Here is a 19,580-nt window from a genome sequence, read left to right as displayed (position 1 = left end):
TGTTTGTGCAAAAGTATATATAACAGCTATTAAAATTCGAACGTTTACTCAGAATTCTCGGGCCAGGTTAAAAAAGAATCGGTGTTCGCCCAGTCCGTTGAGCGTATAGTTAAGCCGAAAAACCATGTTGTAGAAGGTTACAAAATCCAGGCCAGTACCGGCACCGTACAAAACGGTGTTACCGAGGCGGGTATTGCTGAATTCGGGGTAGTAGTTCCGGACGTACCCAGCGTCGGCGTAGGCGGTGAGGTAGGCCGCCAGCGGAATGGTATTAAACTGCCGGATGGGAATCCAATCAAACGTTTTCTGAACATTGAAGAGCCGGTATTTTACTTCGTTTTGCCAGAGCCCGTAGTGCTGGCCGTCGATGACGTACAGCTCGTAGCCCCGCACCAGGTCGGACCGGTAGCCCAGCCCGGAGGTTTGGAGGTAAGGCTGCCGCCGCGGGGCCGACAGGCGCATCCGTGCCCCGCTGCTGGCGTACCAGCGGCCACCCAGCGGAAAGAATTGCCGGTACCCTCCGTAGAGGTAGGCCTGGTTGAGGTCGTCGGAGGGGAGCAACCCCTGCTTGCTAGCCTGCACAAAATACTGGCGGCCGCGCAGGGGGTACTGCACGTTATCCCGGCGGTCGTAGCTGAAGCTATACGTAAGCTGGAAGTAGTTTTGTTGGTTCTGGGCCCGTAGCAGGTAGTTAGGATTCAACCGGCTGAGCGTGTCGGACAGCTGGGTAGAATTCCAGCGCAGGTCCAGGGAATGGAAAGTATAGAACTTGTTGCGGCGGATGAAGTTCACGTAGGTATAAAAGCGCTCCCGGTTGAGATTCTCGCTGTTGAAGTAGTCCAGTTTGTCGTTCCAGGTCCTGAATACCGTCGTTTTGTTGGTGGTGTAGGAAATCCCCGTCGAGACGCCGATCTTCATGGCCTTGTCGATGTAAGGAATGGAGTACGCAATTTCATACTTGGGAATAAAGCCAAACTCGGCCAGCACGCGCAGGCGGTCGGCCCGGCCCGTCACGTTGGCGTAGCTGATGTACAGGCCGTAGGTCGTTCGGCGTAAGTCGCGGTTGCGTTCGTACCACCACTCGTTGAAGTTTCGGTCGGCGATCTGAAACACCGGCATGGCCAGGAAGTACCAGCGTTCTTTTACGACGACCCGCACATTCAGGACGGCCGGATCGTCGTCGTCGGGGATAAGCTGCATGGCCGCCGTGATGAACAAATTGGTGTTGATGATCTTGCGGCGGTCTATCTCCAGGCGCTCGGGTAGTTGAAAAAGCCGGAGCGTATCACCCTCATGCAGCGCCATTTCGCGCAGCAGAATGTTGGTTCGGGTTTGGTAATTTCCTTCTATACTAATACTCCCGATGGTAATCAACCCGCTGCTGTCGGCAGGTATGGGTTCGGTCTGGGCAAGAACGGGCACGGCCAGCAGGAGCCACATCCCCAACCCACACAACCCAAGATAACGAAGCATACAATGGAACAATTCGTATAGTAGTTTCAGCCAGCCGTAAAAAAAATGTAAAGCCTCCCCAGATTACCCCAAGGTACCGGTAGCTACGTAAAAGTAGTTCAAGATTGTGTTTTTTCTACGGTAAGCGGGTAACAATTAAAAACATAATGCATACTTAACGCCAGGTACCTGCCGGGGAGTAGTACTCAGAAGCTACCTTTTTTTGAATCAGGCATATCCCTAACGAGACAATATACTCTTTCCTTTTATATTTCTGGCAATAATTGTAACCACTCGTCGCTATTGGAAGCCAGGTACCCCCCTGCATTCGGGCGGCAGGTACCTCGCCCCGGCTCTCTGGCTATATACGAGCAAAGGCCCCTCTAAGTTTAAATTGGCCAAGCAAACTACTTCTAGGCAATACGCAAGGTACCAAAGTAGGCTGGCCGGTGAAAAGCCGGTCGCTCTCCGCTCAGGGTAGATCGCCAGCCCAGGAAAGCGCAGTTGGTAGGGTCGCACTCCCAGCGTTTTGTTTCGGGCTGGTGCAGGAGGGTGATTCTGTAAAAGTTCAGCCGGTAGATAGAGGTACTTTGCGGTCCGATCAGGGACAGAGGTACCTCCAGTTCGCCCGACCAACTCCCGGCCTGCCGCGTCACGCGGTGCCGGATGCCCGCTTCGGCGTAGGGTACAAAGGCGAGATGGTCGGGCCGAAGGCCGTTCGGGTTGTCGATCCAGCCCACAAAGAGCGCGTTGTTGGGGTTGAGCTCCAGTTCGAGGTAGCGCGTGGGCGTAGCGGCCCCTTCGGCAATAAAAAGCTCGAAGACTTCCTGCCGCCACAGATCGGTATTGTGCTCGTGGTAGGTATTGGCCCCGTGGAAGGGGGCGTCGAGGCAGTCAAAGGCCAGCTGTAGGGTACTTGGCGTCAGGCGCAGCCGCACCTGCGTGCGGTGGGTGGCGGGCTGGCCGTCGGTAGCGTGGTAGAAGTACGGGCTGGGCAGGTGGTGCCACTGGCCCGGCTGGACGATAATCTCAGAGTCGGTCTGAAGCATGACGAAAGGACAAGAATAGCAAAGGTACCTGGAAGCGATGCGCTACCCGCTCGACCGCGCAGGTACTTCTGCACGAGCACGCGGGTAGCGCGTAGTCACGTCAATAAAGAAAGCGGCGGGAGAAAAGCTTCTACTTCCGGGTGATCGAATAGCCGAGCGTTACGAAGAAGATTTTTGACTCAATGCCGTCGTAGGGCTTCACGCCGTTGGTCTCGAAATCGGCGTTGAGGAAGTCGGTGACGTAGTACTGAAACTTAATGGTAAAGTTTTCTTTGGTCTGGAAACCCAGAAAGAGCGCCGGCATGAATTTGCTGCTGCGGTCGCTGAACCACTCGTTGAACTTGTCTTGTTTTTTGTTATCGATAAATAGCTTCTCCTTGTAGTTGATGGGCAGGGCCGCCTCGGCTCCGGCGTAAACGTAAAAGCCGTTGAGGTTACCTACCTTTATTCCCACGGGTACCCCCAGGGTGTACACCCGCTGCTTGAGCTTGACGCTTCCCTGCCGGGTGATCATCCCGATGTTGGTCAGGTTCAGGCCCACAAACGTACCAAAGTGCTCGGAAGCGTCGTAGTGGGCATTGGTGCCGATGTTAAAAAACAGCGTGTAGCGCGGAATAGAGCGCACGTTGTCGCCGTTTTGCTTCACGGAAGCGAAGGACAGAATCCCGCCGTTGCCGCCGTTGGTGAAGTACACCTTGCGGCTGTCGGCGGTACGCGAGTAGGTGGTACGGGTAGAATCAGCATCCTGAGCCAGGGATACGACCTGGACAATAAAAAGGACAATTACGGTGGCAATACTCTTTTTCATGACTACGAGATTGTTTAGGTACTTGGTACGTTGTTTTCTGCTGTGAAGATGCCAAACGAAGCAGATATGGTTGCGCGGGAGGGGCGTATTTTTTTTGCATTTTTTACAATCAGCTCATTCTCACGGATGGCTTTGTTAAAAAAGTATGGCTTGTCTCCGGCAAGCCGTAGGAAGTACCCATAAAAAAGCCGGAAGGCTTGCGCTCGTCAAGCTTCCCGGCGGTGGTGTGCATAGTGCGTCGGTCCTGGCAATGGGACGTCCGGCGTTACTCCAGTCCCTTTAATTTTTTCAGATCAATGTCGCTCAGGCTACCCTTGAGCTGATCCATCGTTACGTTGTATCCCTTTACGTTCACGATGAAGCGATCGCCCACCAGCACGTTCAGTTCACCTGATTTGTCTTCGGTGTTGTATTTCTCGAAAGCCTTGTGGCCGTCTATTTTAGTTGTTTTTTCGTAGCCGCGGGCGGTTTCCTTATCTACTTCGGCCAGTGCCCAGGCGGCCATGCCCATCATGGCCATGCCGCCGATCCCGCCCGTATCGAGCAGGTCAATATCGATGGTGGATTCGCCGTTGGCGTCGCTGTACTTTCCTTCGGCCTGCGAAAGGCTAAAACCCATCGCGCCGTTTTTCTCGCCGGAAGCTTCGGTGCGGGGCAATCCACCAGCTTCGGTAGGCAGAAATTCTTTCAATTTACGAAAATCAACGGGCTCCACGGGGCCGTTCTTCTGCATATCTTCGGCTTTCTCGGCCATTTTCTGAATGGCTTCAAAGGCGTTTTTCGGCTCTTCTTTTTCTTCTTCGGCCTGGCTCTTACCACCACAATTCCAGAACAGCAGCGATGACGCCACCAGACAGGGAATAACTAGTTGCTTTTTCATAAGGAAAGGAGAATTGATTGGGACAGGAATACGAAGCAAGTTACCAAGATCCGGCGGAAATAACGAACCCAACGATACGCCTTCTATTGAACGTATCGTTGGGTTGGGTAATTGGCTCGTTTAGCTTAGTAAATTACAGCCGGGATGGACTGGCGGGCTGGGCGGGTAAGCGGCGGGAGCGCCAGATAAAGTAGATACCCAGCAGCACCGCCGGAATACTAAGTACCTGCCCCATATTTAGGGCCAGGTTGTCTTCAAAGGCCACCTGATTTTCTTTCAGGAATTCGTAGAGAAACCGCAGCGTGAAAACCCAGACCAGGAAAATGCCCAGCAGGCTGCCCTGAGGGGTACTTTGCTTCTGGCGGTTCCAGACCCACAGCAGCAAAAAGAATAGAACCAGGCAGGAAATGGATTCGTAGAGCTGGGCTGGATGCCGGGGGATCTGCAGGTACTCGGTATTGCGCATAAACACAAACGCCCAAGGTACATCCGTGGGCCGTCCCACGATCTCGGAGTTCATGAGGTTGCCAAAGCGAATGAAGGTTCCGGCCAGCGCGACCAGGATCACGATGCGGTCAGTGACCCACAGAAACGACTGCCCCGTGGCCTTACGGCTGCGGGAGTAGAGCCAGAGGCCCGTCAGAATGCCGATGATGGCGCCGTGGCTGGCCAGCCCGGCGTAGGGGGGGAGGATTACTTCCAGCGGGCGCGAAAAAAGTACCTCAGGCTCGTAAAAGAGAAAGTGCCCCAGCCGCGCGCCAATTACCGTCGAAATAACCATGTACAGCGTAAGCGTATCAATATCTTCCAGCGGCTTGCTTTCTTTTTTGAAAATGTGAATCATGATTTGCTGACCAATCAAAAAAGCCGATGCGAACAGCAGACCGTACCAGCGTACGGTAAAAGGCCCCAGGCCGGCGATTTCGGGAATGGTGAAGAGGTCGGGGCTGGCATTCCAGATAATGTAGGAGATCATGCGGATGGGTTTGTAATAGAATGCTTGATTGAAGGGTATTTTTGTTGTTGCTTTGAGCAAAGTTAACAACTTTCGACCGATATGAAATTTTTGTTCATTGGGTTCGTGAAAATGTACCAGGCTGTGCTTTCGCCCTATTTCCCCAACGCCTGCCGCTACTCGCCCACCTGCTCGCAGTACATGATCGAGGCGATCCAAAAATACGGCGTCTGGAAGGGTACCCGTCTGGGCCTGCGGCGGCTGGGGCGGTGCCATCCCTGGGGCGGCAGCGGGTTTGACCCCGTGCCCTGAAGGTACCTAGCCCCCGATGGCGACCTTCCGCAATATGGAATCAATGATGGCCAGCGTCCGTACGCCGTCGGCTTCGGCCTCGTAGTTGAGCAGTATCCGGTGGTTCATGATGTCGGGGGCCAGCTCCTTGATGTCCTCCGGCAGTACGTAGTCGCGGCCTTCGAGGTAGGCCAGCGCCTTGGCGGCCCGGTTGAGGTAGATGGTAGCCCGGGGCGACACGCCAAACTGGATGTACCGGGCTTCGTCGCGGAGGTTATAGTCCAGCGGGCGGCGGGTCGCAAAAACCAGCTCGATGATGTACCTTTCCAGGGTTTCGGAAATATTGACCTGATTAACTTCGTTGCGAATCGCAAAAATATCTTCCTTGTTGAGAATGGGCTGCGCTTGGTAGTTGAAGTTGAGGTCGGCCATGCGCCGCATCACTTCCAGCTCCTGCTGCTTGTCAAGGTAGTCAATGTAGACCTTCATCATGAAGCGGTCGAGCTGCGCCTCGGGCAGCGGGTAGGTACCTTCCTGCTCCACGGGGTTTTGGGTAGCCAGCACCAGAAAGGGCCGATCGAGGGGGTAGGTACTATCGCCAATGGTCACCTGCTTCTCCTGCATGGCTTCCAGCAGTGCCGACTGCACTTTGGCCGGGGAGCGATTGACCTCGTCGGCCAGGATGATGTTGGCAAAAATGGGGCCCTTCTTTACCTCATAATCGCCAATTTTGGGCTTGTAAATCATGGTACCGATCAGGTCGGCAGGCAGGAGGTCAGGCGTGAACTGAATTCGATGGAAGTCCAGCTGAAGTACCCTGGCCATGACGTTGATCGTGAGGGTCTTGGCCAGGCCAGGTACCCCTTCCAGCAGCACGTGGCCGCCCGTAAAAAGACCAATGAGCAGCCGATTGAGGAGCTTTTCCTGCCCCACAATGATCTTGCTCATTTCGTCCAGTACTTCTTTTATCTTAGGTAAATACATGGTTTTTTATCTAACGGCCCGGATAAAACGATCCTTGCCGTGGATGTCGCGCAGGAGCTCCACGGGACCATAGCCTCGTTCCTGAAATACGTTTTGGGTTTCGGCTCCGAAGTGCTCGTTGATCTCTACGTAGCAGCGCCCGCCCGCTTTGAGGTGGTACTTCCCAAAGTCGGCAATGGCTTTGTAGAACAGCAGCGGGTCGTTGTCTTCCACAAATAGCGCCTCGTGTGGCTCGAAGCGCAGCACGTTGGGGCGCATGTGGTCGGCTTCTGCGTAGGTTACGTAGGGCGGATTACTCACCAGGCAGTCAAAAGCCTCGGGCGTGGTTTCGTCCGGGGTACTTGGCATGGGAAACGCGATGGAGAGCATATCCTGCTTGGCAAAATGCACGTCGGCCAGCAGCTGGCGGGCGTTTTCGCGGGCTACGGCCAGGGCTTCTTCCGAGACGTCCCAGGCGTGCACCGAGGCGTGCGGCAGAAAGCGGGCCAGCACAATGGCAATACACCCGCTCCCGGTACCTATGTCCAGAATGGTGGGCTTATCTTCCGGCTCGGCGTAGTCCCGCGTCACGAGCCGTACCAACTCCTCGGTTTCGGGGCGCGGAATGAGTACCGACGAAGATACCCGAAACGTGAGCCCGCAAAACTCCGTGGAGCCGATGATGTGCTGTATGGGTTCGTTGTGGTTGAGCCGCGCGATGATGCTTTCCCAGTCGGGCTGCACCAGCGAGTCGGGCAGGGGACGGTCTACCAGTACATCCACGTTGCGCAGGCGCAGGTAGTGTTCCAAAAGCATGAAGGCAATGGCTTGGGTTTCTTTGGGCGGATAGACGTTGATCCGGCTTGTAAGGTACTGGTATAACTGGCGCGCCGAGGACATTGGCTACTGGGTTTCGTTTCTGGTGCGGGAAAGTTAACAAATTTATGACAACTCCCGAACAAAGCCGGGCGGGGAAAAAGCTAAAGGGTACCTTTAGTAAGCTTAACTGATGGGCAAGTGAGTGCGCATGACCCGCATCAGATCGTCTAGTTTGAAGGGTTTTGTGATAAAATCGTTGAAATGGCAATCCATGATTTCGGGAGTACTTTGGGCAAAGGTATCGGCGGTAAAAGCCACCACCGGAACGTCCGCCAGCTCCAGGAAAGAGTTGCGGATGATGCGCGTGGCCGTGATACCATCCATCACGGGCATTTGGAGATCCATCAGGATGAGGTCGTACCGCTGCTGCCGCAGCGATTCAAGCGCCTCTTGCCCGTTGTTACAAATAGTAAATTCCGCACCCCATTTTTCCAGTAGTCTCTTGAGTAAGAGCTGGTTAGGTGGCATGTCTTCCGCTACAAGAATGGTATACCCTTTCAGTGAGAACGGCACGGCCGGGGCCGCGGCGGGCTGCAGCTGCTGGGTCTTTCCTTTTTTGAAATTCAGCCTTACCGTAAACAGCGAGCCTTTTCCCAATTCGCTTTTAGCGTTGATCGAGCCGTTCATGAGCTCGGTGAGTTTGCGGGTAATCGTCAGGCCCAGGCCGGTACCACCAAACGACTTGGTGGAATTGTTGGTGTGGGCCTGCGAAAAGCTGTCAAAAATGAGGTTAAGTTTATCCTTGGAAATACCAATCCCGGTGTCTTCTATTTCGATGCGCAGGTCCACGCTATCTTCGTATTCTTTTTCGACGCTAACACCCAGCCGAACGGTACCTTCCGGGGTAAATTTCAGGGCGTTTCCCAGCAGGTTCATCAGGATCTGGTTCAGGCGGTGGGTATCACCTACCAAGAGCAACGGCACATTTTCGTCCAGTTGGAAATGAAGATTGATCCCCTGTTCGCGGGCTTTAAATTCGAAGGTACTTTTAAGGTAGTTAAGCTTCTCGGCCAGATTGAACTCAAAACTTTCCAGGCTGAGCTTACCCGCCTCGATCTTGGAAAAATCCAGGATGTCGTTCAGGATCACCAGCAGGTTGTCGGCCGAGTACTTGATCATCTTAAGGTTTTCCAAATCCTGGCCCGCAAAACTACCCCGCAGAAGCAGGTCCGTGAAGCCAATGATGGCATTCATGGGAGTCCGGATTTCGTGGCTCATGGTGGATAGAAAATCCGACTTAATGCGGGCGGCCTCCTCGGCGGTTTTTTTGGCTTGGAGCAGTTCGCTCTCCACGCGCTTGCGGCTGGTGATGTCAATGGCCGTACCCAGCACCTGGTATACTTCCTCCCGGTGGTTGCGTTTAAAAGGTACTTCGCGCGTAATGACCCAGATCGTGGAGCCGTTTTTATGTTTCAATCGAAATTCCCGCTCCGTTACTTCGCCATCCTTCAGGTGATGCCGGATGTACTGGTAATGCCGACGGAAGAGGCGGTGATCCTGGTGGTCGATGATGCGGGCAAAGAGGCTTTTGTTGGTTTGGACGTCCTCAATGTCTTCGGCGTTGTAGCCGAGCATGTTCCAAATCTGGTTGTTGTCAAATATGTTGGTCCATTCTTCAATGTCGATCACGTAGATGATATTGGGAGAAAGCTGCGTGATTTTCTGAATGGTGGCCTCGGTTTCCTCCAGTTGCGACTGGGCCTTTTCGCGCTGCCTTTCTACTTCCAGTACCCTGGCGATCGAATGGAGCGTTTTGGCCATTTTCTCGCCACTAATCTCCGACTTAGGGAAGTAATCCAAGGCACCGGCCTTCATCATTTCTACCGCAATCCGCTCGTCTCCCTGGGAGGTCAGCACCGTAACGGGCAGCTGGGGTGCGATCTGCTTGATCTTTTTAAGAAGTTCAAGCCCATTGGTTTTGGGGAGCTGGTAGTCGATAAAGATGCAGTCTGGCTGCCAGGATTCCAGCACCGTCAGGGCTTCCTCGGCGTATTTGCATACGCGGATATCTTCCACCGTTGTTCCGGATTTATGGATTGCCCGTTTGAATTCCATGACGTCAATGTCATCGTCTTCCACCAAAAGTATACTCAACGGACTCATAGGGGTGATCGTACTAAAGGTAGTTGATGTAGGTCAGTGAGGAAATTCGCACAGGGTCCAGTAGCTGTTTAGCGTCGATACCGCGGCGATGAACCGGTCCAGCGACAAGGGCTTGAGAATGTAGCCGGCCACGTTCAGATTAAAGGCTTCCACTTTATCGCTGTCTTCGTTGGAGGTAGTCATCACAAATACCGAAAGTGAGCTCAGGTTAGCATCTTTACGGATTTCTTTCAAAAATTCAATGCCTCCCATTTTGGGCATATTCAGGTCCAGGAGTACAATTTTAGGCTTGGGCGCGTCAGGCAAATCATTGCGAAGTACCTCCAGGGCTTCCAAGCCGTTGTGGGCCACTACCAGCGGGTTCGATATGTTGTTTTTTTTGAATGCACGCTTCACATTCATGATATCAACTTCATCATCTTCAACTAGTAAGATTGTCATGGGGACGAGATTTGATGGAGACATTGGAACAGTCAAACTGGATTAGTTAATAGAATTAAAAGACAAAGAAAGAGTAGGAACGGGTTTACTACCTCACACGGTTTCTGTTTTTTCGCTTTTGGGCCAGCTAAAATAAAAGGTGGTACCTTCTCCCAGGGTAGATTCCAGCCGCAGATCGCCGCCCTTTTCGTCGATGATTTTCTTCACAATCGCCAGACCCACGCCGGTACTTTCCAGTTCATCGCGCGATTGGAGCGTCTGAAAGATTACAAAAATGCGCTGATGGAACTCGGGCTTAATGCCCGGACCGTTATCGCTCACATAGAACTCTACCACTTCTTCTTTTTCCGACCAGCCAATGGTGATCTCGATGCTTTCCTTGTCGTTGTATTTAATGCCGTTGGAAACCAAATTCTGCAACACCTGCACAAGCGTAATCTTCTCGGAGAAAATCTGTAGTTGTTGGGGGCCTTCCAACCGAAAGTGGATCGCCTGGCTGGTGTTGAAAATATCGCAGAGTTCATCCACGACATTTTTTACCAGGAAGTACTCTTTGTTGGTTTTAATACGGCCCGCCCTCGAGTAGGTCAGAATACCGTTGATGAGGTTTTCCATGCGGTGTACCCGTCCCCGCAGCAGCGTAAACTGCTCGCGGGTGTCGCCCTCCAGCAGGTGGCTGATGTCCTCCTCGATCCATTCGGAAAGGTTATTGATGGCGCGCAGGGGGGCTTTCAAATCGTGGCTAACCACGTAGGCAAACTGATCCAGCTCGGCGTTGATCCGTTCCAGATCCCGCATGTACAATTTTAGCTTTTTCTCGGCTTCGCGGCGTTCAGTGATGTCACGTATAAATGCCAGCACGTAGCCCTGGCCCTCCTCAGACTCGTGGTACTTGACGCTCGCCTCTACGGGGAAGGTACTTCCGTCTTCGCGCTTATGAATTCCCTCGATAATCATCTTGGAGCGGCTCTTGAGGTCTTGCACGTGCGCGCTCCAGGTACCTTCCTGCTCAAAAATTTTCTCGATGGTACTGATGTGCGTACCCGTAATTTCCTCGGGGGCTTTCCCGATCCGCCGCGCTGCTTCCTGGTTCACAAAGAGCAAGGTGCCTGATTCGTCAGATACCTGCACGGCTTCGCTGGATTCGTTGATCCACACCACCAGCTGGTTGATGCGTTCCTCCTGCTTTTTTCGGGCGCTTACGTCGTTTTCTACCGCGATGAAGCCGATGTGGTTGTTCTCTTCGTCAAATAGCGGTTCGATCAGTAACTCCACCCAGTACTCCTGACCGGCCTTGTTGTAATTGATCAGTTCGCCGTGAAAGAGCTCTTTGGCCCTGAGCTTCTGGCCAATTTCTTTACGTACCTCTGCGGACGTTTTGGGGCCTTGCAGGAAGGTACCCGGCATTTGACCCCGCGCTTCCTCAAAGGAGTATCCGGTGAGGCGGCTGAATGCTTCATTGACCCAGGTGATCTTGCCGTCGGCGTCCGCAATGACGATGGAGTTTTTGGTTTTCTTCACCACCAGCGCCAGCCGGTTGAGCTCGAGTCGGGCCAGGTAGGGCGCTGTGACGTCCGCCAAAGTACCTATAAAACCGGCCCGTCCGGCCTGCTCGGAAGTATGGCGTCGCAGCGACAGGTTGAGCCACTTGTCGGTGCCCCCGGCGGTAGGAAACAGAAAAAAATCTTTGGTCGATTCGCCTCGGAAAGAGAGCATGCAGGCTATTTTTTCGGCCGAGGAGGGCCCCAGCGAAAATTGAGTCAATTTTTTACCCAGGCTTTCAGCCACGGGGTAGCCGGTGATGGTTTCCCAGGCCTGATTGAGGTAGGTGATGATACCGGCCTCGTCCATTTGAATAAGTACCTCCGAGATACTCCCCACGACCTCCTCGAGGCGGCGCGAAGTGGTGGCGGCTTCTTCGGTTTTTTCCTGCGCAATCCGGGCCAGCTCCCGGTTGGTCTTAAATAGCTCGTTGGAGCTTTGCTCCAGGATATGTTCCACCCGGCCCAGGTCATCCTCAAACTCGGCATAGGCCTGATTGATCGAAGCCAGGAACTCGGTCATTTCCGGCCGCTCCGCTAGCTCGGGCGGTAGGAATTTTCGGATTTGGCGCTTTAAAAGCCGGTGATGAACGGTATCCGTATTATCAAGAGTAAGCATATTTAGGCTTCACTAAAGGTCGTTATGGTCATCGTCTGATTATGGAGCTCGCACACGGCGTTGCGGCCAAAGGGGGCCAACTCGCCGTAGGAATAAAAGCCGGTCAGTACCGGTCCCTTTAGCACCTCCGATACGCTCTCTACTTCTTCTTCTACCATTTGCTTAAGTACCAGCTTGCGTCCGACGCAGCTTACCAGCAGGGCAAATTCGGGGGAGGAACTGAGCCCCTCGGAAGAAGCTACGGCGGCCTCTTCGGCTCCGTTGATGAGGCGGTCGATGTTGGCTTTCATGAGCCGTACGAACGATCCTTCGGGAATATCACCGGCAAAGGTCAGGCTTTTTTCTTCTTCGTTAATGCCTAAGATGGTTCTGACTACCGGTACGCTGTTTTCCCGGTCTCTCATGCTGAGCGGAAAGAGCAGCCCCGAGGCGGGCAGCTCCTTGGCTTTTTCGCCCAGAAAAGATTTGTACAGATCCAGGGCGGGTTCCCCGTCAATTTCAAACAGTACGTTTTCCACCGACCGGGTCACGCGGCGATCCAGCCCGAAGCTGTCCCATCCTCCCCGGGAGCCGAAGCCAATGGTGAGGGCGTCGCCGTAGAAACCCAGGGCGGCTACGCTTTCGGCGGCTACCGTGCCATCTGGCTCAACAATAACTGTCTTGCTAAAATTGGGGCCGTCTCCCGCCAGTCCCCCGGTTACGGTTACTTCGGAAGCCAGCTGTTGGGTCATTCCCTTTACCAGATCCGTACCGTTTACTTTGAGGCCATCGGACACCACAAAAACGTGTCTTAGTCCTTCGGTTGGGAGCTGTGCTACCAGCGTACGGCCCGCTTCTACGCTGCTGTAACCAACGTCCTGGAGGGATACGGTGGCGACTTCCAGCCGGGTGGAGCTAAACTGAATACCCGTCACCACGGCCGAGCCATCCTTCACGGATTCGTTGGCTATTTCGCCCGCCGTGGAGCAGCCGCAGAGCCTGGCGGTAGGGTAGGCGGCTACTAGCTTCTGCGTGAGGGCTTCTTTTTCCAGTAACTCTCTATGGCCAAATACAAAGAGCAGATCGGGTATGAAATCGAAGGCAGGGAGGGGCGTTTCGTCCTGCGAATTGTCGCCCAACAAAGTGTCGCCCAGCGAGGTGTCGCCCAGCCAGACGAATTGATCAATTTTCATGATAGGGTAGGGGAGTAGTACAGCGTTAAAATTTGGTTACAATTTAATGAAATATATTTCAATAAAAATACGGTTACGTGCGGAAAATTGATAACAGTCTTTGATAACCGGCTGCAAGCTAATGGGCTGGATTTCCATTGGGCTTTAACGGTACAAAAATTAAGCCAATTTTTCCCGACGGGCCTACGTATATTTGACGCATGAATAGCGACCTGAAGTACCTTAAACGAGCTCTCCAGCTGGCAGCATACGGCCTGGGTCAGGTAAGCCCCAATCCGATGGTAGGCTGTGTGCTGGTACACGACGAAACCATTATTGGGGAAGGTTGGCACCAGCAGTACGGCGGACCGCACGCCGAAGTACAGGCCGTTCGGGACGCGATAGGCCGGGGAAACGAGCACCTGCTGGCCGGAGCCACCGCCTACGTGACGCTCGAACCTTGCTCTCACTACGGCAAAACGCCCCCCTGCGCCGATCTACTGGTGGAAAAGCGCCTCCAAAGGGTAGTTATTGGCCAGGGTGATCCAAATCCGCTGGTGGCGGGGCGAGGGGTAGCCCGGCTCCGAGCCGCCGGGATTGCGGTAGAAGAGGGATTGCTGGAGGAAGAGGGTGCGGAGCTAAACCGTCGCTTTTTTACTTTTTTTGGCCAAAAAAGACCCTACGTGATTTTGAAGTGGGCCGAGACCGCCGATGGTTACCTGGCCGGTGAGGATGGAAAGCCCCTGCCCATCAGTGGGGAACTTTCGGGAGTAGCGGTGCATCGGTGGCGCTCGGAGGAGGATGCCATTCTGGTAGGTACTACCACTGCGCGGGTAGACAACCCCCAACTCAACGTGCGCCGCTGGGCGGGTCGGAATCCCGTTCGGGTGGTGCTCGACCGCCGCGGTAGCCTCCCGCCCAGCTTGCACCTTTTTGATGGCCGCCAGCCCACGCTGGTACTTGGGTACCAGCGCAGCTCCGCCCTGGACAAAGTACCCGCCAGGTACCTGGACTCCACTCCGCACCCGATCGCATACGGACGTCTTGAGCCGGGCACGCACGAACACGAAATAGATCAGGTACTGCATCAGATGTACCTCCGTAACATCCAGTCGGTCCTGGTAGAAGGGGGCGCTACCATCCTAAATGCTTTCTTAGAACGAGGCCTTTGGGACGAAATCCGCCGCTGCCAAAGTACCCAGAAAAGGGGCGGAAGCATTCGGGCACCGTTGCCACAAGGTACCTTGCGCGCCCACGAGCAGGTGCAAGAAGATCTATGGACCTACTACCGTAAATCCGGAGCCTGACTCTGCCCGGCTACCCATACCTCCTGCACCCGCCAGTCGGCGCTAAGCGCCACCAGGTTGGCCTCGTAGCCGGGGCGCAGGTACCCCAGGCGGTGGTCGAGCTGTAGCTGCCGGGCCGGGTAGGCCGTAGCCATCCGGATGGCTTCCGCGGGTTCGATACCCACCTGCTCAACGCACTTTTTTACGGCCTCCAGCAGCGTAATGGCCGATCCGGCCAGGCGACCTTCGTCGTTGACAAAGCGCTGCCCGTCGTAGTTAAGGGTAAAACCTTCCAGTTCCAGGCGTCCGCCCGTATAGTGGGCAAAGGTAGCATCCGAGATCAGGAACAGGCGCTCACCGAGTAGCTTCTTGGCAATACGAACCGAGGCGTAGTCGCAGTGGAAGCCATCCACAATGATGCTCGCGTGCACGTCCGGCCGGTCGAAGAGGGTACCTACCACGCCCGGCTCGCGGCCTTCGAAGGGCCGCATGGCGTTATAGAGGTGCGTAGCCAGGTGAAAGCCCTGGTCAAAGTACCGGTTGAGCTGCTCATAGGTGGCGTCGGTATGCCCGGCAGAAATGGCCCAGCCCGTTTTTTGGAGCCGCGCCAGCAGCGCGTCGTCGAAGCATTCCGGAGCGATGGTCATCACCTTGATCACGTCCTTCCCTTTCTCTGCCAACACATCCAGCTCCCGGTCCGAGGGCGGACGGACCATCGCCGGGCTATGGGCACCGCGCTTGCTCGGGTTGAGGTAGGGGCCCTCCACGTGCAGCCCCGCTACACCCGGCAGGCCTTGGTTCCAGTAGGTTTGGACGGCCTCGATGGCGCGCAGGATGCGTTCCAGCGAAGTAGAAAAGAGGGTAGGTACGATCGTCGTGGTGCCGTCCAGGAGGTGGGTCTGGTACATGTTGGCCAGCGAATCCACGGATAAGTCGCGCGTAAAAAAGCCAGTACTTCCTCCGTACAGCTGGAAGTCGACCAGGCCCGGGATCAGCCGTGCACCGGCCAGGTCTCGTACGGGAATTCCCGCCGGTAGCTCCTGGGGGTCAATCAAGGCTTTGATCAGTCCATTTTCCAGCCAGAGGGCTTTTGTCTCAAGTACCTCATCGCCCGTAAATAACGTAGCGTTGGTAAGAATCAACGATTCCATAAATCTTCGTCGTTATTCCAGATTTCCCAGGCTTTCTCGGCTTGTAAGTAAAGCATTTTCAGGCCGTTTTGGGTAATGGCCCCTTTTTCAGCCCCTTTCTTCAAAAAAAGCGTCTCCACCGGATTGTACACCAGGTCATAGAGGAAGTGCTGGTGCGTGAGCCGGTCGTACGGAAGGGGCGGGCATTCTTCGGTGTTGGGGTACATGCCCAGGGGAGTCGTATTGATGATCAGCCGGTAGGTATCTATTATCTCTTCGGTAATATCCTCATAGCGGAGGCTATCCTCACCCTCCTGGCGCGAGACAACCTTGTAGCTGGTTTTCATATCTTTGAGGGCTACCTTAACCGCCCGGGCGGCACCCCCGTTGCCCAGTACCAATGCCTTAAGGTTTTGCTGGGATTCGCCCCGCCGATCCAGCCATTCCTCCACCGACTGCCGGAATCCGTAGTAATCGGTGTTGTACCCTTTGGTGGTACCGTCAGCAAAAATCTTAATGGTATTGACCGCCCCAATGCGCCCGGCTGACGCCTCGTCCAGATCGTCCAGCAGCGGCACCACGGCTTGCTTGTGCGGAATCGTGACGTTAAGACCCCTTAGGTTGGGGGTTTTAGTAAGTAAATCGGGTAAGCTATCCACCGAGTTCATTTCAAACAAGTCATAGCGACTGTTGGAGATGCCTTCCTTGGCGAATTTTTCGGTAAAAAAACGCTTCGAGAAAGAGTGGGTCAGCGGGTAGCCTATGAGGCCGTACAGATTCATTGTGAAGGGGCTAGTGGTACAACGAAACCGCCGCTTAAATAGCATGGAGCGGTTTTTAAAAAGAACGAATAACGACAAAAATAAACCCAAAACCTTATCCCGAAATAGGATAAGGTTTTGGGCCGACGGACAAAAAACGTTTTTAAGCCGTTTTGGGGCTCAGAAAACGGGTCTTTACAAATTGCCAAATAATGGGTAGTATCGAGATGCCAATGATGATAAAGATGACAATCTCAAAATTGTTTTTGACAAAAGGTATGTTGCCAAAAAAGAATCCCAGCATGGTGAGCGAAGGTACCCACAGCAGGGCACCAATGATGCAGTACACAATGTACCTTGAGTAGTTCATGCTTCCGGCTCCGGCCACAAAGGGCGCTACCGTGCGTACAATTGGGATGAAACGGGCCATGATGACCGTTTTTCCGCCATGTTTGAGGTAGAAAGCCTCGGTTTGTTCCAGGTACTCGCGCTTAAAAAACAGGATGCGCTCTCGCTTCCGAATGGTGCGGCCCAGGTACTTGCCCACAAAGTAGTTGACGTTATCCCCGAGCAGCGCGGCTACAATCAATAGCACAATCACAAACCACACATTCAGGGCTCCGGTAGAAGCCGCCAGGGCTCCCGTGGCAAAAAGCAGCGAGTCACCGGGCAATAAAGGCATAAACACCAGACCGGTTTCGGTGAATACAATCAGGAAAAGAATCAGGTAGGTAAGGGTACCGTATTCCTCCACAATAGCAAACAGATGCTTATCCAAATGAAGAAAAAAGTCAAGAACCTGTGTGAGAAATTCCATGTGTTTTTAAGTTAGTTCAAACTATGAAAAGGGAATAGAAAGCAATTGAAATAAGAGTTGGGAGGCCAGGGGTGTGAACGACTATTTTTTTGGGGTCATTTTCCACTCCTGGATGGTATCTTGATCCAGAAAATGCGTAAAAGTATCCCCCCGCAATCCCAGCCGAATTGTTTCCAGCGGTATGAGCTCGTTAGGGGCAATATTGCCCAGGTTTACGTTGGCTCCCAGCAGCTTTACAAACCACACTTGCTGGGCTTTTTGAGGCGCTTCCCACAGTATTTTATCAAAGGGAATCTGCGTCAGAATCTCCTCGACCAACCCCTGGCGTACTTCGCCACTGGCCCGGAAGAGGCCCACGTTCCCGGCTTCCCGGGCTTCACCGATGACCTTCCAGGCCCCGGCATCCAGCTCCGACTGCATGAGCTGAATCCATTTGTAGGGCGGAATAATCTTTTCTTCATCCTTAGACCCTACCTCCGACAACACCGTAACCTGCTGAGCCAAAGTGCGTATGTATTCGCATTTTACATCCTGTGGCATATCCATCGACCCGTCGGAAACCTCCGCATACTGCAACCCGTAGCGGTCCAGCAGGCGGCGGTAGTCGTCGAACTGATTCCGTACCACAAAAGCTTCGAAAAGAGTACCTCCAAAATAAACCGGAATCTGAGCGCTCCGGTACACGGCCAGCTTCTCATCCAGATTGGGCGTCACGAACGAGGTAGCCCAGCCTAACTTAACAATATCGATGTAGGGGGTTGAAATGGAGAGCATGTCCTCTATTTCGCGCGGACTCAATCCCTTATCCATAACCATCGTAATTCCCTGCTCACGGGGCTTCGCGGTGCGGTCAGGTACTTGTGATAATGTAAAATTCATATATTGGGGCAATAATACAGCGTGTCAAAAAACGCCCAAAGGTAGCAATTACCTTTAATACGTAGCAATAAAATACAGGGATTCAACACTTTTTGACTCGTAATTCTATAATTATTCCTATTTTTAGGACCTCAAAAGTACCTTAGTATACGTTTGGCTAAATCTTAACTTGGCATGACTGACGCCGCCGGAATGAATCCTCGCCTGGAGTTTTTTCGTACCCAAATCGGGAACGACATGAGTACGAGTATCTCGCCCTTGGGCCGCTGGCTCAACGGCACGCTGCGCGAAGTAAGCTTTGGGGCTATGGTGGTGGACTTTACCATACGTGAAGACATGACCAACCCCATGGGCGTACTGCACGGGGGCGCAGCGTCGGCGATCATGGATGAGGTAGTGGGGGCGATGGTATTTGCGCTGGGCCGGGAGTTTGGCTATACCTCGGTCAATCTCAATTGTGACTTTCTGAATCCGGCCCGTCGGGGTGAGGAGATTACGGCGCGGGCCAGGGTAGTACGGGCCGGTCGCAATATTATTCACTGTGAGTGCGAAATCAGTAGTGCGGAAGGCCGGATCATTGCCAAGTGCGCTACCAACCTGGTCCAGACGGGTGTGCGGCTGGAAAACTAAGGGGAACCTGCCGGGGAATTTAGCTATCCAGGAGCCGGTTCTGGTAAAGAATCCGGACCATATCCGCCGCGTTTTTGGCCCCTAGTTTGCGCTGGGCTTTGTCTTTGTACTCGTTGACGGTATAATTGGTCAGGTTGAGCTTTTCGGCAATCTGTGTACTAGTGAACCCGTGGCTTACCAGCTTGGCGACTTGCTTCTCGCGCGGCGTCAAGAGCCCCACCAGGGCCTCTTCTTCGTCGGTTTCGCCTTTGACATTTATTTGCTTGGCTACCTCTTTTTGCAGGTAAATACGCCCAGCTCGTACTTCTTCGATCGCTTTCAGGAGTTCCTCCGAGGACGTGTTCTTAAGGAGGTAGCCCGAAGCGCCTTTCCGGAGCGCCAGGGTAGTTAACTGAAAGTCATTAAAGCTGGAAATAATAATGATTTGCGCCTTGCACAAGCTATCCTTGCGCAAATGTTCCAAAATGTTGATGCCGCCCATCTGCGGAGTTTCCATGCGCTGCTGCGGAATGTTCAGGTCCAGCAGGAGAATGTCTACTTCGTGTTTCTGAAGCATCCAAAGGGTTTCGTGCGCATTCTGACAAATTCCCACGAGCGTATATTGAGGCAGCTTTTTAAAAAGCTGACCCACGGCTTCTGCAAAAAGGGTGTGATCCTCGGCAATTAAAATACGTATTGGAAATTCATTCATGTAAGCGCGCTACTGAGATGGGATACCGGCAAAGAACAGCATGGTACTTTTAATGATAACGGATTTTAGGAAAAGAAAATTAAGAAATGGTGTGAATAGAAATAATGGTGTGAATAATTAACATTCTTGTACCTAAAAGCAGTTAGTGTGTGTATAGTTGCTAAGAGTACTAATGATGTGGACGTTACAACTAAAAAGCAAGTGTGGATGTATGATGGCACAAAGATGCAGGGTCTGGCTAAGTAGGTAGACCC

General features: G+C 53.5%; 19 protein-coding genes. 3 read left to right on the top strand and 16 right to left on the bottom strand.

What is annotated here, in order from left to right:
* Window positions 1-48: 48 nt before the first annotated feature.
* The 5 genes from HNQ92_RS12385 to lgt all read right to left on the bottom strand — a co-directional run bounded on the left by HNQ92_RS12385 (window position 49) and on the right by lgt (window position 5,165).
* Window positions 49-1,473, bottom strand: coding sequence for a BamA/TamA family outer membrane protein (locus HNQ92_RS12385; protein WP_246440015.1), 1,425 nt, complete (start codon window positions 1,471-1,473; stop codon window positions 49-51).
* Between the two features lie 392 nt (window positions 1,474-1,865).
* Entirely contained in the window at window positions 1,866-2,501 is a 636-nt protein-coding gene (locus tag HNQ92_RS12380; protein WP_184174329.1) for a carbohydrate-binding family 9-like protein, read from the bottom strand.
* Window positions 2,502-2,631: 130 nt separating this feature from the next.
* A complete protein-coding gene (locus tag HNQ92_RS12375) occupies window positions 2,632-3,309 on the bottom strand; it encodes an outer membrane beta-barrel protein (RefSeq protein WP_184174328.1) in 678 nt (225 codons plus the stop codon).
* Window positions 3,310-3,574: 265 nt separating this feature from the next.
* The gene (locus HNQ92_RS12370; RefSeq protein WP_184174327.1) at window positions 3,575-4,189 is read right to left on the bottom strand and encodes a hypothetical protein; all 615 of its coding nucleotides are present in this window, start codon (window positions 4,187-4,189) and stop codon (window positions 3,575-3,577) included.
* A gap of 133 nt (window positions 4,190-4,322) precedes the next feature.
* The gene (lgt, locus tag HNQ92_RS12365) at window positions 4,323-5,165 is read right to left on the bottom strand and encodes a prolipoprotein diacylglyceryl transferase (protein WP_184174326.1); all 843 of its coding nucleotides are present in this window, start codon (window positions 5,163-5,165) and stop codon (window positions 4,323-4,325) included.
* A gap of 81 nt (window positions 5,166-5,246) precedes the next feature.
* On the opposite strand from lgt, the gene yidD reads away from it, so the two are divergent.
* The gene (gene yidD, locus HNQ92_RS12360; RefSeq protein WP_184174325.1) at window positions 5,247-5,456 is read left to right on the top strand and encodes a membrane protein insertion efficiency factor YidD; all 210 of its coding nucleotides are present in this window, start codon (window positions 5,247-5,249) and stop codon (window positions 5,454-5,456) included.
* A gap of 6 nt (window positions 5,457-5,462) precedes the next feature.
* Here yidD and HNQ92_RS12355 read toward each other — a convergent pair whose 3' ends face one another.
* The 6 genes from HNQ92_RS12355 to HNQ92_RS12330 all read right to left on the bottom strand — a co-directional run bounded on the left by HNQ92_RS12355 (window position 5,463) and on the right by HNQ92_RS12330 (window position 13,153).
* A complete protein-coding gene (locus HNQ92_RS12355) occupies window positions 5,463-6,419 on the bottom strand; it encodes an AAA family ATPase (RefSeq protein ID WP_184174324.1) in 957 nt (318 codons plus the stop codon).
* A gap of 6 nt (window positions 6,420-6,425) precedes the next feature.
* Window positions 6,426-7,298 (bottom strand): peptide chain release factor N(5)-glutamine methyltransferase, encoded by an 873-nt coding sequence (gene prmC, locus HNQ92_RS12350; protein WP_184174323.1) that lies wholly within the window; start codon window positions 7,296-7,298, stop codon window positions 6,426-6,428.
* 102 nt (window positions 7,299-7,400) lie between these two features.
* Complete coding sequence (locus HNQ92_RS12345) at window positions 7,401-9,380, bottom strand: response regulator (RefSeq protein WP_184174322.1); 1,980 nt, start codon at window positions 9,378-9,380, stop codon at window positions 7,401-7,403.
* Window positions 9,381-9,413: 33 nt separating this feature from the next.
* Window positions 9,414-9,821 (bottom strand): response regulator, encoded by a 408-nt coding sequence (locus HNQ92_RS12340; protein ID WP_343062994.1) that lies wholly within the window; start codon window positions 9,819-9,821, stop codon window positions 9,414-9,416.
* Between the two features lie 93 nt (window positions 9,822-9,914).
* Window positions 9,915-11,981 (bottom strand): PAS domain-containing sensor histidine kinase, encoded by a 2,067-nt coding sequence (locus tag HNQ92_RS12335; RefSeq protein ID WP_184174320.1) that lies wholly within the window; start codon window positions 11,979-11,981, stop codon window positions 9,915-9,917.
* A 2-nt stretch (window positions 11,982-11,983) separates the two neighbouring features.
* A complete protein-coding gene (locus HNQ92_RS12330; RefSeq protein WP_184174319.1) occupies window positions 11,984-13,153 on the bottom strand; it encodes an FIST signal transduction protein in 1,170 nt (389 codons plus the stop codon).
* A 200-nt stretch (window positions 13,154-13,353) separates the two neighbouring features.
* On the opposite strand from HNQ92_RS12330, the gene ribD reads away from it, so the two are divergent.
* Window positions 13,354-14,439 carry a bifunctional diaminohydroxyphosphoribosylaminopyrimidine deaminase/5-amino-6-(5-phosphoribosylamino)uracil reductase RibD gene (gene ribD, locus HNQ92_RS12325; RefSeq protein ID WP_184174318.1) on the top strand — a complete coding sequence of 362 codons (1,086 nt, stop codon included), beginning with the start codon at window positions 13,354-13,356 and terminating at the stop codon, window positions 14,437-14,439.
* Here ribD and nagA read toward each other — a convergent pair.
* The 4 genes from nagA to HNQ92_RS12305 form a co-directional block, all read right to left on the bottom strand.
* Window positions 14,418-15,569, bottom strand: a complete 1,152-nt coding sequence (gene nagA, locus HNQ92_RS12320) for an N-acetylglucosamine-6-phosphate deacetylase (RefSeq protein ID WP_184174317.1) — start codon at window positions 15,567-15,569, stop codon at window positions 14,418-14,420. The genes ribD and nagA overlap by 22 nt on opposite strands.
* Window positions 15,557-16,330 carry a shikimate dehydrogenase family protein gene (locus HNQ92_RS12315; RefSeq protein ID WP_184174316.1) on the bottom strand — a complete coding sequence of 258 codons (774 nt, stop codon included), beginning with the start codon at window positions 16,328-16,330 and terminating at the stop codon, window positions 15,557-15,559. The genes nagA and HNQ92_RS12315 overlap by 13 nt, the downstream gene beginning before the upstream one ends.
* A gap of 142 nt (window positions 16,331-16,472) precedes the next feature.
* Entirely contained in the window at window positions 16,473-17,126 is a 654-nt protein-coding gene (locus HNQ92_RS12310; protein ID WP_184174315.1) for a DedA family protein, read from the bottom strand.
* A gap of 81 nt (window positions 17,127-17,207) precedes the next feature.
* Complete coding sequence (locus HNQ92_RS12305; RefSeq protein ID WP_184174314.1) at window positions 17,208-18,005, bottom strand: phosphosulfolactate synthase; 798 nt, start codon at window positions 18,003-18,005, stop codon at window positions 17,208-17,210.
* Window positions 18,006-18,179: 174 nt separating this feature from the next.
* Between HNQ92_RS12305 and HNQ92_RS12300 the strand changes: the two genes are divergently transcribed.
* A complete protein-coding gene (locus HNQ92_RS12300) occupies window positions 18,180-18,635 on the top strand; it encodes a PaaI family thioesterase (RefSeq protein ID WP_246440013.1) in 456 nt (151 codons plus the stop codon).
* Window positions 18,636-18,654: 19 nt separating this feature from the next.
* Here HNQ92_RS12300 and HNQ92_RS12295 read toward each other — a convergent pair whose 3' ends face one another.
* Window positions 18,655-19,326 carry a response regulator gene (locus tag HNQ92_RS12295; protein ID WP_184174313.1) on the bottom strand — a complete coding sequence of 224 codons (672 nt, stop codon included), beginning with the start codon at window positions 19,324-19,326 and terminating at the stop codon, window positions 18,655-18,657.
* Window positions 19,327-19,580: the final 254 nt, after the last annotated feature.

The sequence above is a fragment of the Rhabdobacter roseus genome (genome assembly GCF_014202275.1).
In the GTDB taxonomy this organism is placed as follows: Bacteria; Bacteroidota; Bacteroidia; order Cytophagales; family Spirosomataceae; genus Rhabdobacter; species Rhabdobacter roseus.
The sequence above is the reverse complement of the archived record's forward strand: the minus strand, read 5'-3'. Positions and strand labels throughout refer to the sequence as shown.